This window comes from Nocardiopsis mangrovi (genome assembly GCF_042653925.1).
Taxonomy (GTDB): domain Bacteria; phylum Actinomycetota; class Actinomycetes; order Streptosporangiales; family Streptosporangiaceae; genus Nocardiopsis_B; species Nocardiopsis_B mangrovi.
In genome coordinates, this window is the sequence record NZ_JBHSFQ010000008.1 from 134,715 (window position 1) to 149,947 (window position 15,233).

The window sequence follows — 15,233 nt, forward strand, 5'->3', positions numbered from 1 at the left end:
ATGGGTTTGACGGGGACGGCGAGCGCCGCGTCGGATGCTGAGGCCATGGCCCGCCCGACCGGTTGCACGTACGACCTGTGGAACCTGGGATCCGCCGCGTCCTGCAGCAGCGCCAACGGCGGGTCCTTCCGGGCCATCGTCCTGTGCACCGACCCGGACGACGGAGACGTGAGGGACCACTACGGCCCGTGGATGTACTACGGGAACCAAATATCTTACGCGTATTGCCAGGGAAACGGCCGGGCTACGAACGCCGGCATTGAAACTCGGGTCTAATTTTCACCTGCGACTTCACTAGGAGTTCCACATGAGAAAGCGGATTTCCTCTCTGGTCGGCGTTGCCGCGCTGACCGCCGGAATCGTCGCCGGCCTCCCGTCCGCTGCTGCCGCGGCCCCGGCACCAGCCGCGGCGTGGCCGGAGGACTGCTGGTACGAACTCCGCGGAATCAGCGCTGCGGCGGAATGCGAATCGGGTTCAGGCCAGTACAAGGCGGTCGTTCTTTGTGACCCCTGGAGCGGAGGGCCCATGATCACCCGTCACGCGCCGGTATGGCGAAATGCCGGCAGCGGTGTCACCTCCTACGTCTACTGCCCCGCCCAGACCGACGGCTACAGCGCAGGAATCCTCACACGGGCATGATCCGGGCTGTCGCGCGGGCCGTGTGATCACTCACACGTACGCGTACCCGAACGGCCGGCCCCGCGGCGATCGGGAGTTCCAGAGTGATCGCCACGCGGCCGGGCGGCGCACCGGACAACCCGTGGGCACCGACCGCGGTCCATCCGAAACGAAACGGGCCGGCGGATTACCATCGAATGCATGCCGATCCCCACCAACGAAGAAATCCGCGCCCTGCACGAGCGGTACGCGCCTTCACCGGAAGCGTTTCACCTCGTGTACACACATTCCCAGATCGTCTGCGGAATCGCGGAACAACTGCTCGGCCGGTGCGAGGCCGGGATCGACGCCGATCTGGTCCGGGCGGGCAGCCTCCTCCATGACATCGGGGTCTACCTCCTGTACGGACCGTCCGGGGAAATCGACCGCGCCGATTATGTGCGGCACGGGGTCATCGGCCACGACCTCCTGGCCGGGGAGGGGATTGCGGAGGAACTCTGCCGGTTCTGCTCGTGCCATACGGGCATGGGACTCAGCCGCACGGACATACGACGCCAGGGGCTTCCCATCCCGGCCGGGGACTACCTGGCGGAATCCGTCGAGGAGGAGGTGGTGATGTATGCGGACAAGTTCCACAGCAAGACCGATCCACCGGTGTTCGTGTCCACCGCTTCCTATCTGGCATCCCTCCGCCGCTTCGGAGACGACAAGGCGTCGAGGTTCCAGTCGATGATGGAGCGGTTCGGCGAGCCCGACCTCGCTCCCCTCATGAGCGCCCACGGCCACGGGCTGAGGTAGGGCTCCCCCGCGGACCGCGACCGCGACCGGCACGCCGAGCGAATCGGTGCGGGCGAAGGAGCACGGCCGGGTCGTGCCCGCCGTTGGGCGTCCGGGCGGGTCCGGCGGGGGTCTCACGCCGATCGTCCCGGTTGCCGGAGCACTTCGGTGAGGGCGGAGATGCTGTGCTCGCCATGGCCCGCCGCGGCGGCCCGCCTCACCAGGTCGTTGAGCGGGGCGAGCCAGTCGGTGTCGACATTCGTCTCCCGGCGCAGGTCCTCGTCGTGCGCGGAGCCCGCGAGGAAGAGGTTCACCGAGGAGGCGGCATCGGTGTAGTCGCCGCTGTCGATCTCCGCGGCGTACACCGGCAGCAGGGACTTGATCATGTCCAGCCACTTCCCGGCGAACCGGACCATGGCGTGCACCTGGAGTCCCCGCGCCTGAAGCGCCGCCGCCCCCTGAAAGAAGCCGACGAGCGCGGGAAGCAGCATCGCGCCCACCGCCATCTCGAAGAGGGCGGCGAGGTCGGCCTCCTCACCGAGGTGGACGGTATCGCCGCCCAGCACGCGCAGTGTCGCCTCGAACTCGGCGAAGACGGTCGCGTCGCCGCTGTAGTACAGCAGGGTGTCGGGCGCACCCACGGCCGAGGGGACGTTCTTGACCGCTCCGGCCAGGAACCGGGCGCCGTGGCCGGTAGCCCAGGCGGCCGTTGCGCGAGCGCCGGCCGGCGACCCGCTGTTCAGCGTGACCAGAGCCCTCCCGTTCAAGGCCGCAGCGGCCGGCTCCAGCACCGACCGGGTGTCATCGAATGTAGTGAGGCAGGCCACGACGATGGGGCTCGCCGCCACCGCGTCCTCGACGGATCGCGCGTGCACGGCCCCCATCCCCACGAAAGGCGCGGCCTTCGCGGCGGTTCTGTTCCAGACCGTGGTCGGATGCCCGGCCCGCACGAACGCCCCGGCCAGCGCAGCGCCCATCGAGCCCAACCCGATGACGGTCACCGGCGTCGGATGAATCCCGGTCATGTGCATGCTCCAGTCACGTCGCGAAGAGAAGGAAGAGTGGACGGCGCGCCGGGGATGCCGTGGCGATCGTGGCGCGGCGCCCCGTCCATGCTGGTGCCCGCACTGACGTAGATACAAGTACCTACAATCTTCTCAGGTACTGCTCAAAATGTAAGTGAGGGACTCGGTGGAAGAGACGAAGAAGCGGACGTTCACCTGCGGGCTCGACGCCGCCATCGCCGTCATGGGAGGGAAATGGAAGGGACTGATCCTGTTCGCGCTCGGGGACGGCGCCCTGCGCTTCGGAGAGCTCCGGCGCGCGGTCCCCGGCATCAGCGAGCGGGTGCTGATCCTGCAACTCAGGGAGATGGAGACCACCGGTCTGGTGCACCGCGAGGTCTTCCACCAGGTCCCGCCGAAAGTCGAGTACTCGCTGACCGCGTTCGGCCACTCCCTCAACTCCGCGATGGCGCCGCTGGGTGAGTGGGGTGAGCGGAACATCGCGCGTATCGAGGACATCGCCTGGGACCGGGTTCGATGACCCGTGCGAACGAGCGCCGCCCACGGCTGCGAACGCGACCGGCCGCCGAACCACGATCGCCGAGGTGCGTGCGCGGCGGGAGACCGTGGAATTCTCCGGCGGCGCCGACGCCCCGCATCGATGTGGGGACCGTGCAGGTCGGGACGGCCGGTCAGGGCGGCGGGACGCCGAAAGGCACGGATTCTTCGCGTGAAGTTCCGGTCGGCGGGGATTGACGCGGGCGGGACCGGCGCCGCTCAATGTTGGGTATGCGATCTTCCACAAGGATCACGCGCATCGGCGGGGCCGCCCTCCTCCTGACGGCGTTCCTCGTCGGCGGCACGACCGCCCCAGCCCAGGCCGACGTCGGAAACGTCTGTTACACCGCGCTGCCCTCCCAAGCGCACGACACGCTCGACCTCATCGAGGCCGGCGGCCCCTTCCCCTACCCCCAGGACGGCTCGACCTTCTACAACCGGGAAGGTCTCCTCCCGCCCCAGGACACCGGCTACTACCGCGAGTACACGGTCGAGACGCCCGGCTCCCCCGACCGCGGCGCCCGCCGTATCGTGACCGGCGACTCCGCCCAGGAGGACTACTACACCGCCGACCACTACGCATCCTTCAGACTGGTCGACTACGACTGCTGACCCGCAACGGAAGGCCGGATACCCTCCGCTTATGACAGCGACCTACGTGATCGAGGGCCGCGAGGTGACCAGCCTGGAGCGCTTCTGGCAGGTCATCGGCGAGGCCGTGAACGGCCCGGGCGGCTATTTCGGAACGAACCTGGACGCGTTCGCCGACTGTCTGAGCGGAGGGTTCGGCACCCCCGACGACGCCGACTTCATCATCGAATGGCGCGACCACGACGCATCGCGCCGGTCCCTCGGATACGCCGAGACCATACGCCAGCTCCAACTGCGCAGAGACCGGACCCACCCCGCCAACCGGACCGCCGTCCAGGCCCGGCTCGACCGGGCCGCCGCCGGCCAGGGGCCCACCGTGTTCGACTGGCTGATCGAGATCATCGAGACCAAGGCTCCGGGCAGACTCCACCTGGACTAGCGGCGCCACCGCCCCGGCGACGACGCGCGGCCGCTCCTTGCGTCGATCACGGCCGGGGCGTGTGCGGAGCCGTCCACAGCCCGGTGATCGCGTCGGTGAGGCCGGTGGCGAGGTCCTCCCAGCTGGACTGGAGGGTGGGGCCGCCCTGGGCGAGTGCGCGCTCCCGCTCGACGGACATCTGCGTGATCAGGTGCCGCGTCATGGCGGAGCGCTCCTCATACACCCCGGCGTCCAGGTCGGGCAGGCACCGGTTCAGCCCCTCCTTGAGCGCGCGCATCGACGGAGCGGTGGCGGCGGCCTCCTCCTTCGTGATCGCATACAGCGCCGGATCGGCCGTGACCTGCGCGATGAACCGCGCATACCAGCTCGGGTGGCCCAGGTCCGCCAGGTGCCCGGTCGTCGGCACAACCGCGCAGGCCACCCACTCCCGCAGGTCGTCGGCGTCGACGACGCCGGCCACCAGCCGCGCCCGGATCAACTCGATCTGCTCGGAGTGCCTGCGCACGATCGCGCGGACGAGGTCGGCCTTGGTGCCGAAGTGGTAGTTGACCGCGGCATTGTTCCCCTGCCCCGCGGCCTCGCTGATCTGGCGGTTGGCCACCGCGTAGACCCCGCGTTCGGCGAACAGCCGCTCCGCCGCGCCCAGCAGCGACGCCCGCGTCGCACTGACCCGCTCGTCCTGTCGCATTCCATCCGCCATCATCGTCGTCACAACGGGACCGCAGTCCTGCGCGGGCGGCCGGTCCCCCAACGCCGCCGCAGCCCCCGCCCGAGCCGACGAGGCCGAACGCCGGAAGCCTACGCAACCGCGCGCCGGAAACGGTCATCGGCACACCCCGACCGGCCCGCCACCTCGTCCCCGGGGCCGAACGGCCGGCCTTCTCACCGAAGGCCATGCGGACGCCGCCGACGGCGGGGGTCGGGCCGGCCCGCCTACGACTATGGCAGGACCACACCTTCACGGCGCTCCCCCTGCTCGCCCCCTGACACCGGCCCGGCGGACCCGCGGCACCGGCGCCCGCCCACCGGCACCGGCCGCGCGCCTCCCCCGCGGACCGGGCCCCCGCCCCGCCGCCACACGCGCTCGGCCGGCCGGTGGGAGGGCGGCCTTCAGCGGCCGGAGGCGCCCGCCCGGACCCCGCCGGGAGCGGATGCCGGCACGACCGGCACCCGCCCGGCGGAACCCACCACGTACCCGTCCCGCATCTGATCGCGGTGGTCGATCGGCGAGGTTCCGTAGGCGGCACGGAAGGCGCGGTGAAAGGTGGCGGGATGGGTATAGCCCCAGCGGCGGGCGATCGCACTGACGGACAGGTGGGCCAGGGCGGGGTCGGCGAGGTCGCGGCGGGCGCGCTCGAGCCGCTGGGCGCGGACCCACGCCGATGCCGTGGTACCGGTCGGCCGGAACAGCTGGTGCAGATGGCGCACCGAGATGTGCAGACTCGCGGCGGCATCCTCCGGACCCAGGCCCGAGTCGTGCAGGTTCGCCAAGAAGAACGCCTGCGCACGCAGCAGCAATCCGCGCCGGCGCGCCTCAGGCGTGAGCGCCTTCTCCTGCTCCACGGCATGGGCCAGCACCGTCGCCACCAGGTCGGCCAGCACCATGCCCAGCCGGGACGCGTCCGCCGGTCTCAGAAACGCCGCGTTGGCGGCCAGGTGGGCGACGAAGCCCGCCAGCAGCGCGCCCACGCCCTCCCGATACGAGATCGGCGCGGCCATGGCCTCGGCGACCAGTTTGCGGGGCAGCGTCACGAGGTCGCGGGGAACGCTCATCGCGATGACCTTGTAGCGGCCGTCGCGGTCGGAGATCCGCACCGTGGAGGGGCATGAGCTGTCGTTGACCTGCACCTGGCCGGGGAGCTGAACGGTCTGGCGCCGGCCGTCCCAGTCGGTGACGCATGAGCCGCGTTGGACCAGGCCGATGTGGTACACGCCGGGGTCGAAGGCACGGATCAGCGCCGGGGTCCGGCTCAGGGCCATGGCGGGCGTGTCCGCCGGCCACACCACCGAAGGCCCCAGCACCAGGTGACGCTGGCGGAACTCGAAATCATACGTGTGCTCGCTGCGTACTTCCATGGGCGCGAAGACTCCCGTCACCCAGCCGCGCCAGCGGTCGAACCGCTCCTCCCGCGGGAAGTCCTCGCTGGTGAAGGTCGAATCGATCACTGGAGTTCCCCTCTCCTCGGGCCCGCTCTCCGCCCCCCTCCGAAGCCCACGGCCGATCCACCCGTGGCACGCGCGTGTCCCATGGGGACGGGATCGTTCAGTGTGGCAGGAGTCGGGGGTCCGGGTGGCCATTGTCCACACCGCCGGGGGGCGGTGGCCAGAAGGACCACCGGGGGGTTTCGGCCACCCCCGAAACACCCCCGGGATCCGGTTCGTCGCACCGCCCCCTCGTCCAGCGCGATCTACCGCCATGCGGAATCGCCGGTAGCAGTGACACCTCCCACGTGTCCGGTCCCCTCGCGCAACCCCCCGAACCGCAACCCCCTCGCCTCCCGATGAGCTTGCCCGCTACCGCGCCACCCCGGCGGGCCGCGCGGAAGCACCGAACCAGCGCCGAGCCGCGGCGCGGAGCTCTCCCAGCTCCTCAGCGGAGGGGTGCGGAGAAGAGGACGCCCACGCGACATAGGAGTCGGGCCGGACCAGGAGCGCGGTGGCCGCCGGCGCCGCCGACTCCGGGCGCGCACACACGATGTCCACCCGGTCGTCGTACAGGTGGGCCAGCTCCTCGGCGACCGCACCGCCGCCGGTGAGGTCCAAGAGCAGCGCGCGGCCGGTGCGGGCCAGCTCCGCGAGCCGGACCCGACCCCGCGGCGCGGCCAGATCCAGGTCCGGGGCGCAGTAGCCGACCAGCGGGTGCGGATCGGCCGCACCCATCGCGTAACGCACATCGGTTCCCGCGGTCAGGCCGGCCAGGCGCCGCACCGTACTCCGGTCGCTCAGCAACTCGCCGAACAGCTCGCGCAGCGCCGTGACCTCACTGCCCGGCGCCAACAGCGCCGCCAGCGCCTGGGCGTACATGATGACGCGCTCGGCGGCCGGCCGGCGTTCGGTGTCGTAGGAGTCCAGCAGCCCCGCCGGCGCCTCCCCTCGGACATCGGCCGCGAGCTTCCAGCCGAGGTTGACCGCGTCCTGCATACCGAGGTTGAGCCCCTGTCCCCCCGCGTTGTCCACATGGGCGGCGTCGCCGAGAAGGAACACCCGGCCGTCACGGTAGCGCTCGGCCCGCCGGTTGTTGCCCCCCACCAGCCGGCGCAGCGCATGCGGGCCGTCGCCGGAAGGCGGGCCGAGGGCGACGTCGACGCCCAGCACCCGCCCGGCGCTCTCCCGCAGCTCGGCCAGGCTCATCGGCGCGTCGGTCCCGGGCCGGTCCCACTCGACGGTGGAGACGAGGGGCGGCCGGCCGGGGATGGGCGCATAGGTGAATCCGCCCTGCTCGGTACGCTGCGCCAGGAACGGCGGGACCGCCCCGTAGCCGGGGACGTTCAGCCCGCCCGTAGCGGGATCCGCCCATGCCTGGGGAAAACTGACGTGGGCCAGCCGGGTGGTGGTGCGGTCGTGGCTGACGCCGGGGAAGGCGATGCCGGCGAGCTTGCGGGTGGGGCTGTGCCCGCCGTCGGCGCCCACCAGATGGCGCGCGGTCAGGCGGTAGGGGCCTGAGGGGCCCGCGACCTCGGCGGTCACGGTCGCGTCGTCCTGTTCCAGGCCCACCAACTCGTGTCCCCACCGGATGTCGGCGCCGAGTTCGGCGGCGCGCTCGGCGAGGATCGCGACGAGGCGCGGCTGAGGCACCGGCAGGACGTGGACGGGGTTGTCGTCGAGCAGGCCGAGGTCGAGGCCCATCGCGGCGAACATGAAGAACGGAGCGGGGGCGGGCCGCTTCGGGTCGCCGGAGATGCGCTCGTAGAGGCCGCGGCGGTCGAGCATGGTGACGACCTGTCCGAGCACGCCGTTGGCCCTGGGCTCGTCGGTGGGATGGGGGATCTTGTCGAGCACGGTCGGGCGGATGCCGGCCAGCCCGAGTTCGCAGGCGAGCATGAGGCCGTTGGGGCCCGCTCCGATGATGACGACGTCGGTGTCCATGGTGTATCGCTTCCTTGTTCAGGGGACGGGCAGGCCGCTGGTGAGCCGGTCGAGCGCCTCGTCCAGCACCTGGCCGAGCGGCAGCGGCGGTTCGGCCTGGAGGCAGTGGGTGATGACGGCGCTGAGGGTGGCACCGAGGGCCGCGGCCGCCAGCTTCGGGTAGAGGTCGCCGACGGGGTCGGTGCCGGTGCGCTCACCGATCGCGGCGGTCAGCTCGGCCTCGGCCGCGGCATGGGCCTTGGCGAGTTCGCCTTGGAGTGCGGGCTCGTTGAGCATCAGGCGGATGCCGTCGGCCCGGTGGCGCTCATGCGCCGACCGGTCGATGTCGTGTTCGGGGGCGAACTGCCCGCGCACGGCGTTGCCGGCGGCCTCCCACAGCGGTTCGGCCGCGGGCCGGGCGCGCAGCTCGCCGGCGATCCGCCGCACGCGGTCGACGTGGCGGGCGGCGACCGCTTCGGCCTTGCCCGAGAAGTAGTTGCGGAAGGTGCGAACGGAGACGTCGGCCGCTGCGGCGATGTCCTCCTCGGTCACCCCGCCCCACCCGCGCTCCACGATCAACAGGACCGCCGCCTGGCTCAGTGCGTCCCGTGTCCGCTGCTTCTTACGCTCGCGCAGGCCCATGCGCGGACCGTCTTCTGTCGGCATGCGTTCCACGGTAGCGGCAAACTTGCCTCATAGGCAACTATTCCCAATAGGCAGAAAATGAGGACCAGTGCGCGATACCCGCTGGGTATCGCGCGGCCGCGACACAGCGCCGGACGAGAGATCGAAACGACTGATCCTGTGCGGCACAAGGCGCACGGCAACCGAGGCCATCGGCACCACGCGCCCGAGCGGGTCTCCCCCGGGCCTCTGGCGACCGCCCTCGACGGATCGTCACAGCGGACCTTCGCCGGGCACCACGACCGCGTCGAGCGGATGCCCGCTGTCGAGCCATCGCGGCACCCACGCCCGAGACCGCCGCGCGGCCCTCGTCGGCGCGGTCGCCGACCCCCTGATCCCCTACGCAGGCATGAGGCGCCCGCTGTTGAGTGAGGGCGGCGTAGCCGCTCCTTATTATTTGGAGGTTTTGACGGGAGGCGCGAGGCACCTCCCGGGACACCTTTACATAGTAGATTTTTTCAATGCGGCGATGCTCTTCATGGGCTCCGCGAAGACTCCGATCGCGGTTTCGCGCCCGGCACCTGACCGGTCCCCGTCCGACGGAGACGCGCGCCTTGCCCACTCAGGAGTCCCCCGCCCACGGAGACCGGCAGCCCCCGCCCGCCCCACTCCCCCACCCCCGAGGCTCGTCTCGGCGGCCCCGGTGAGCACGGCCTCCGGGGTGATGATCGCTGCGCGGGCGGCGGCATGGAACCATCGGGCCATGACCGACTCCGTGACTCCGCGACCCGCCGCCGACCGCTCCCCCGCCGCAGTCGACGCCGCTGTCGGAGCAGGGCGCGACCTCGGTCTGACCGTGACCGACGCCAAGGTGCTCTACGACATGTTCTCCGTCGTCGTCCACCTCGCGCCCGCACCCGTGGTGGCCCGGGTGCCCACCGTCCTGCCGCACTCCACGGACCCCGGTTCGCTGGCGCGCCGCCAGCAGGCGGAATTGGACGTCGCGCGGTGGCTGGCCGACCAGGGAACCCCCGTGATCCCGCCCAGCCCCCTCGTACCGCGGGAGCCCGTTCAGCGCGACGGGTTCTCGATGACCTTCTGGCAGTTCGTCGAGGAGGACCGGGACAAGGAGCCCGACTACGTGGCGAACTCCGAGGTCGTCGCCGACCTGCACGCCGCGATGCGCGCGTACCCGGGCGGGCTGTCGTTCCTGTCCTCGGCCGAACCGCTGTTCATCACGGAGGGCCTCGCCTACCTCGAAGAGCGCCCCGATCTCATCGGTCCGGCCGATCTGGACCGCGCGGGCCGCGAATGGCGGGTCCTGGAACCCCTCGTCCGGTCCCGCGCGGCGTTCGAGGCCGCGTACCCGGGGATCGACCTCCAGCCCATCCACGGCGACACCCCGCCCGCGAACATCTTCCCGGGCGTAGACGGAGACCTGTACGCCGACTTCGAACTGGTCACGCTGGGCCCCGTCGAATGGGACCTGGCCGGCATGGGCCCCGAGGGCGCATCCGCCTACGACCGCGGCGCGCGGCGCAACGGTATGCGGCCGCTGGACGAGGACGTCCTGCGCTTCGCCAACGCCGTGGGGATGCTGCGGGCCATCGCCTGTCTCTCGCTCGTGCCGCAACTGCCGGTGCTGGTGGACTACATCACGCCGGCCATCGCCCAATGGCGGGAGACGCCGTTCGCCGGCGGCGCGACCGGCTGACGCCGCCCGCACGCCCTCCGCACGGGCGGCGTCACAGCGGGCGACGCCGAGGTCGGCGGGCGTCGACCCGGTGCGCGACCCGTGCGTCCACGAAGCTAGGATCAGGCGAAGTTAGGTAAGCCTCAGCTGTCGCGGACGGAGTGGGTATCGATGGAGCAGCGGTTGATCCGGCGGGCAACGGCCCTCACGGCAGGGGCGCTCGCCTTGGCGCTGTCGACATCATGCGGGGCCGAGCCCGCCGGCGACGGCGAGGGAGCCGCGGCCGGCGGCGGGTTCCCCGTGACCGTGGAGACCGTGCACGGAGACGTGGAGATCGCCGAGAAGCCGACCGACGTCGTCGCGCTGGGCTGGTCCGACGCCGAAGCGGCCCTCGCGCTCGGGGTGCAGCCCGTGGGGCTGAGCGATTGGCAGGCCTACGGGGGCAAGGGTGTGGGGCCGTGGGCCGAGGACCTGCTCGACGCGGAGCCGGCGGACCTCGGCACGATGGAGGTCAGCGCGGAGGCCGTCGCCAACCTCGACCCCGACGTCGTCTTGAACACCCGGTCCGACGGCCAGGAATCGACGCTTTCCACGGTGCGCGAGTTCGTGCCCGTGGTCGACCCCCCGCAGGGGGTCGAGGTGTCCTATGGGACCACGTGGCGCCAGCAGATGACCCAGGTGTCCCTCGCCCTCGGAGAGGTGGAGAAGGGCGAGGAGCTCATCGCCGACCTGGAGGCGCGCTTCGCCGAGGTCGCCGCGGAGCACCCGGAGTTCGAGGGCAGGACCGTCGCGGTCGGGGCGTTCTACGGCGACAGGCTGGGCGCCTATGTTCCGGGCGACTCCCGGGTCGACTTCATGGAGGAGCTCGGATTCGAGAGCAAGCCCGAGATCAACGACCTCGCGGGGGACGAGTTCTACGTCGACCTGGGCCTTGAGGAGGTCGAGACGCTCGACGCCGACCTCACCGTCGTGTTCCCCATCGGCATGGAGGCCGCGGAGCTGGCGGACAACGAGCTGCTGAACTCCATCCCGTCGGCCCGGGACGGGCGCCTCGTCGTCCTCGACGACCCCGACCTGGTCAACGCGTTCTCCAGCGGATCGACCCTGGGCATCGCCCACGCGCTCGACGAGGCACCCCAGGTGTTCTCCGCGGCCCTGGGCGACTGACCCGCGGCCTGAGGCGGGGGCCGGAGCGCCCCGACCGCCCCGGCCGCCGCTGACCCGCCGTCCCGCCCGGCGGCCGCGGGTGGCGCACTCGCTAGCGCCGGGCGGTCCCGCGGTCCGGGTTCGCCAGGTGGTTGAGGACGAGGTCGTGGAGGTCGCGGCTGCGCAGGACCCCCGCGTGGTAGCGCGCGGCGAGCGGGCCGGACACCGGGCGGCTGGTGATCAGGGGGACGGGCTGCTCGTGGCGGCCCCCGTGGGAGCGGAGCGCGCCGTGGAGTGCCGAGAGGTCGTGGTCCTGCTCGCGTCCGCCGAGCGCGACGTGGGCCGACGCGGTGACCGCGAGGTCGCCGATCCGGTCCAGCGGATGCTCGTACACGGTCGCGGCATCGGTGCGGTTCCAGACCTCCTCGATACCGGGAAGCGCCGCGAGGACCTCCCTGGCGCGGCCGTGCTCGGCCTCCGGCAGGTAGATCCAGGCGAACGACCCCAGGGCGCCGTGGTGGCGGACGTAGGGGTCGGTGATGGGCAGGACGATGTCGTGGACCGCCACGCCCGCCTGCTCCAGGACGTCGGCGAGGTAGTGGACGGACGGCGTCCCGTCGTCGGCGTGCTTGGCGTTCATGCCGTGGTCGGCGGTGATCCCGACGACGAAGCCCTCGTCGAGGTACTCGCCGAGCAGGGCGTCGAACCCCACGAGAAACCGGTCGGAGAGCTCGTCGCCGGGCGCGGCCGCGTGCTGCACGCGGTCGGTCAGGGAGACGTAGAGCAGGCGCAGGTCCCGGCGTGCGCGGTAGGCCGCGAGCCCGATCCGCATGGCGTAGTGGCTGGCGTCCCAGTCGTAGATGCCCGGGGGTTCGGTGCCGACGAGCCGCGGGAGGTCGGGGATGCCGTACTCGGGCAGCCCCGTCTCGGCCGCCTTCTCGACGCTCACGCTGGGGACCCCGCCGTTGCCGAGGAGCCGGCGCAGCTTCTCCTTGGCCGTGACCATCAGGGTCGCCACGCCGTGCTCCGCCAGGACGGCGTGGATGCTCGGCGCGCGCAGGAACCGCGGATCGTTCAGCAGCTCAAGGGCGCCGTCCTCCAGCCGGCAGTAGTTCCCGGGGACACCGTGCAGAGCGGGAGAGACACCGGTGACGATCGACAGGTTGTTGGGGTTGGTCAGGCTGGGCATCTCGGAGGCACCGAGGCGGTACTGCCCGCCGTCGGCGAGCATCGCGGCCAGCCGCGGCATGATCCCGCGCGCCAGGGCGTCGTCGATGTAGTCGGGGTCTCCGCCGTCGATGGTGAAGACCACGGTCGGCTCGTGGGGGATCCGGTAGGTCCGGTCGTTGGCTTCGATCGTGTTCAGCATGCGGTTCCTTCTCGGGCCAGGGCGACGAACGCCTGCTCGGGTCCGCTCAGCGAGCGTCCGCGGCGCAGGGCGAGGTGAACGGGTCGGGTTGCGGGGGCCGGATCAAGGTTGAGCTCCGCGACCCGGCCCAGCCGGAGCACGGTGTCGGCGGCTCCTCTGGTCACGCACGCGATACCGAGGCCCGCGGCGACGGCGTGCACGATCGCCGCGGTGCTGCTGACGGTCCATACGCGGGCGCTGGGGATCCCCCACTGCCCGAGGAGTTCGAGCTGGTACTCGCGGGTGGTGGAGCCCGGTTCGCGGACCAGGACCGTGCTGGCGCGCAGGACTTCCGGGTCGACGGCGGCGACGCCCGCCAACGGGTGGTCCGCGGCGGCGATGACGGCCTGGGGCTCCTCGGCGACGAGCACGCTGTCGGGTCCGGCACGGGGCCCGGCGACCAGCGCCAGCCCGACCTTGCCCGTGTCCAGCAGGCGCAGCGTCTCGGTGGTGTTGTCGATCCGCAGGTCGAGATCGACCTGCGGGTGGCGCTGGGCATAGGCGACCAGGAGCCGGGGCAGGACCCCTTCGCCGGCGGTCGCGGTCCCGCCGATGGACAGCGTCCCGCGCACCGGGCCGTGGCCGAGCCGCCGCAGGCTGTCGACGGCCTCGGCGTAGGTGGCGAGGACGCGGCGCGCGTAGCCGAGCAGGGTCTCGCCGGCGAGGGTGAGCGTCACGGCGCCCGCCGTGCGGTCGAACAGCCGGGTACCCCCGATCTCGGCTTCCAGGTGGCGGAGGTGGGTCGATACCGACGACTGCGCCATCTCCAGCGCGCGGGCGGCCGCGCTGAAGCCGCCGGTCTCCGCCACGGCGACGAACACCCGGAGCCGTTGGAGGCTGGGCCCGCTCATGGCGCCGGCCTCGCGGGGACCGGTGCGGGGGCCGCCTCGGCGGATGTCGCGGCGCCTTCCCGCCCGGGGCCGGCGGCCCGCCCCTGCCCGCGGCCGCTCATGATCGCCGTGGCGTCGGCCGCGGTGATCTCGCCCTGCCAGCGTGCGATGACGAGCCCGGCAACGGCGTTGCCGAGAGCGTTGACCACCGCGCGGCATTCGGACATGAAGCGGTCGATCCCGAAGACCAGCATCACTCCGGAGAGCGGGATCATCGACAGGGAGGAGACCGTGGTCGTCAGCATCACGAACCCGCCCCCGGTGACGCCGGCGGTCCCCTTCGAGGAGAGCAGCATCACCGCCAGCAGCAGGAGCTGCTCACCGAACGACAGGTCGATGCCCAGCGCCTGCGCGATGAACATGGCCGACAGTGTGAGGTAGATGCAGGTGCCGTCGAGGTTGAACGAGTATCCGGCGCTGACGCTGATGCCGGCGGTGCCCTTCGACACCCCGACGTTCTCCAGCTTGCGCACGATTCCGGGGATGGCGACCTCGGAGGACGAGGCCCCGAGCGCGAGCAGGACCTCCGAACGGAAGTAGCGGAGCACCCGGAGCGGGTTGAGCCCCGCCAGGAGCAGCACCGATCCGAGGACGACGACCACGAACACCGCGGACGTGGCGTAGAAGGTGGCGATCAGCTTCAGCAGCGCGCCGATGGTGGCCGCGCCGAAGCTCCCCGTTGTGTAGGCCATGGCGCCGAACACGCCGACGGGCGCCGCGTAGGTCACGAAGCGGACGATGGTGAACAGCACGCGGGAGAGGGATTCGATCCCGCGGGCGATGGGGCGCGCCGGCTCGCCGATCACGACCAGGGCGATCCCGAAGAGGACGGCGAAGAACAGGACCTGGAGCACGGCTCCCTCGGCGAAGCCGCCGATGATGTTGTCCGGGACGAGCTGGGTGAAGTAGTCGGTCCAGTGCAGGTCCCGCCCGGCCTCGGTGCCCTCGGCGACCTCGTCGCTCACCGTCAGCGCGTCCGCGTCCACGCCCATCCCGTCGCCCGGGCGCACCAGGTTGACCACGGAGAGGCCGAGGACGAGCGCGATCGTGGTGACGATCTCGAAGTAGACGATCGACCGGAGGGCGACCTTCCCGACCTGGCGCAGGTCGGCGACTGCGGCGATGCCTCCGACGACCATGCAGAAGATGATCGGCCCGAGCACCATCGTCAGCAGGCTGACGAAGGTGTCGCCGAGGACCTCCAGCGACCTGCCGAACTCCGGTGCGATCAGTCCGGTCGCGGCGCCGAGCACCATGCCCGCGAGCACCCAGACATAGAGCCGGCGGTACCAGCCGCGGCGGATCGGGGCCCGGGCCCGTATTCCCGGATCGGTCATACCTACCTCATCTCCACGGGGACGCGACAGAGCTGAATGGATGTTCTGCGTCCTGGTCCCGACTCTGCGCCCGTGAACGCGA

The 15,233-nt window shown here is 71.5% G+C and carries 15 protein-coding genes; 7 read left to right on the top strand and 8 right to left on the bottom strand.

What is annotated here, in order from left to right:
• Nucleotides 1–307 precede the first annotated feature (307 nt).
• A complete protein-coding gene (locus tag ACFO4E_RS11300) occupies nt 308–640 on the top strand; it encodes a hypothetical protein (RefSeq protein ID WP_378573662.1) in 333 nt (110 codons plus the stop codon).
• A gap of 180 nt (nt 641–820) precedes the next feature.
• Entirely contained in the window at nt 821–1,417 is a 597-nt protein-coding gene (locus ACFO4E_RS11305) for an HD domain-containing protein (protein WP_378573664.1), read from the top strand.
• Nucleotides 1,418–1,530: 113 nt separating this feature from the next.
• Here ACFO4E_RS11305 and ACFO4E_RS11310 read toward each other — a convergent pair whose 3' ends face one another.
• On the bottom strand, nt 1,531–2,421 hold the full coding sequence (locus ACFO4E_RS11310; protein WP_378573666.1) for an NAD(P)-dependent oxidoreductase: 891 nt from the start codon (nt 2,419–2,421) through the stop codon (nt 1,531–1,533).
• A 166-nt stretch (nt 2,422–2,587) separates the two neighbouring features.
• On the opposite strand from ACFO4E_RS11310, the gene ACFO4E_RS11315 reads away from it, so the two are divergent.
• The 3 genes from ACFO4E_RS11315 (at nt 2,588) to ACFO4E_RS11325 (ending at nt 3,988) form a co-directional block, all read left to right on the top strand.
• Entirely contained in the window at nt 2,588–2,941 is a 354-nt protein-coding gene (locus tag ACFO4E_RS11315; protein ID WP_378573668.1) for a winged helix-turn-helix transcriptional regulator, read from the top strand.
• Nucleotides 2,942–3,189: 248 nt separating this feature from the next.
• Nucleotides 3,190–3,570 carry a guanyl-specific ribonuclease gene (locus ACFO4E_RS11320; protein ID WP_378573670.1) on the top strand — a complete coding sequence of 127 codons (381 nt, stop codon included), beginning with the start codon at nt 3,190–3,192 and terminating at the stop codon, nt 3,568–3,570.
• Nucleotides 3,571–3,601: 31 nt separating this feature from the next.
• Complete coding sequence (locus ACFO4E_RS11325; protein WP_378573672.1) at nt 3,602–3,988, top strand: barstar family protein; 387 nt, start codon at nt 3,602–3,604, stop codon at nt 3,986–3,988.
• Nucleotides 3,989–4,034: 46 nt separating this feature from the next.
• On the opposite strand, the gene ACFO4E_RS11330 is transcribed toward ACFO4E_RS11325, so the two are convergent.
• The 4 genes from ACFO4E_RS11330 to ACFO4E_RS11345 all read right to left on the bottom strand — a co-directional run bounded on the left by ACFO4E_RS11330 (nt 4,035) and on the right by ACFO4E_RS11345 (nt 8,719).
• On the bottom strand, nt 4,035–4,676 hold the full coding sequence (locus ACFO4E_RS11330; RefSeq protein ID WP_378573674.1) for a TetR/AcrR family transcriptional regulator: 642 nt from the start codon (nt 4,674–4,676) through the stop codon (nt 4,035–4,037).
• A 422-nt stretch (nt 4,677–5,098) separates the two neighbouring features.
• Entirely contained in the window at nt 5,099–6,154 is a 1,056-nt protein-coding gene (locus ACFO4E_RS11335) for an AraC family transcriptional regulator (protein ID WP_378573676.1), read from the bottom strand.
• A 348-nt stretch (nt 6,155–6,502) separates the two neighbouring features.
• On the bottom strand, nt 6,503–8,074 hold the full coding sequence (locus tag ACFO4E_RS11340; RefSeq protein ID WP_378573678.1) for an FAD-dependent monooxygenase: 1,572 nt from the start codon (nt 8,072–8,074) through the stop codon (nt 6,503–6,505).
• An 18-nt stretch (nt 8,075–8,092) separates the two neighbouring features.
• Complete coding sequence (locus tag ACFO4E_RS11345) at nt 8,093–8,719, bottom strand: TetR/AcrR family transcriptional regulator (protein ID WP_378573680.1); 627 nt, start codon at nt 8,717–8,719, stop codon at nt 8,093–8,095.
• A gap of 721 nt (nt 8,720–9,440) precedes the next feature.
• On the opposite strand from ACFO4E_RS11345, the gene ACFO4E_RS11350 reads away from it, so the two are divergent.
• Nucleotides 9,441–10,391: a phosphotransferase gene (locus ACFO4E_RS11350; protein WP_378573682.1), complete on the top strand. Its 951-nt coding sequence runs from the start codon at nt 9,441–9,443 to the stop codon at nt 10,389–10,391.
• A 150-nt stretch (nt 10,392–10,541) separates the two neighbouring features.
• Nucleotides 10,542–11,537 carry an ABC transporter substrate-binding protein gene (locus tag ACFO4E_RS11355; protein ID WP_378573684.1) on the top strand — a complete coding sequence of 332 codons (996 nt, stop codon included), beginning with the start codon at nt 10,542–10,544 and terminating at the stop codon, nt 11,535–11,537.
• A 91-nt stretch (nt 11,538–11,628) separates the two neighbouring features.
• Here ACFO4E_RS11355 and ACFO4E_RS11360 read toward each other — a convergent pair whose 3' ends face one another.
• From ACFO4E_RS11360 to ACFO4E_RS11370, 3 genes are read right to left on the bottom strand one after another with little or no spacing between them, the layout of a single operon-like run.
• Nucleotides 11,629–12,885, bottom strand: a complete 1,257-nt coding sequence (locus ACFO4E_RS11360; protein ID WP_378573686.1) for an alkaline phosphatase family protein — start codon at nt 12,883–12,885, stop codon at nt 11,629–11,631.
• On the bottom strand, nt 12,879–13,775 hold the full coding sequence (locus ACFO4E_RS11365) for a LysR family transcriptional regulator (protein WP_378573688.1): 897 nt from the start codon (nt 13,773–13,775) through the stop codon (nt 12,879–12,881). Before ACFO4E_RS11365 ends, ACFO4E_RS11360 begins: the two co-directional genes overlap by 7 nt.
• Entirely contained in the window at nt 13,772–15,151 is a 1,380-nt protein-coding gene (locus ACFO4E_RS11370; RefSeq protein WP_378573690.1) for a cation:dicarboxylate symporter family transporter, read from the bottom strand. Before ACFO4E_RS11370 ends, ACFO4E_RS11365 begins: the two co-directional genes overlap by 4 nt.
• Nucleotides 15,152–15,233 lie beyond the last annotated feature (82 nt).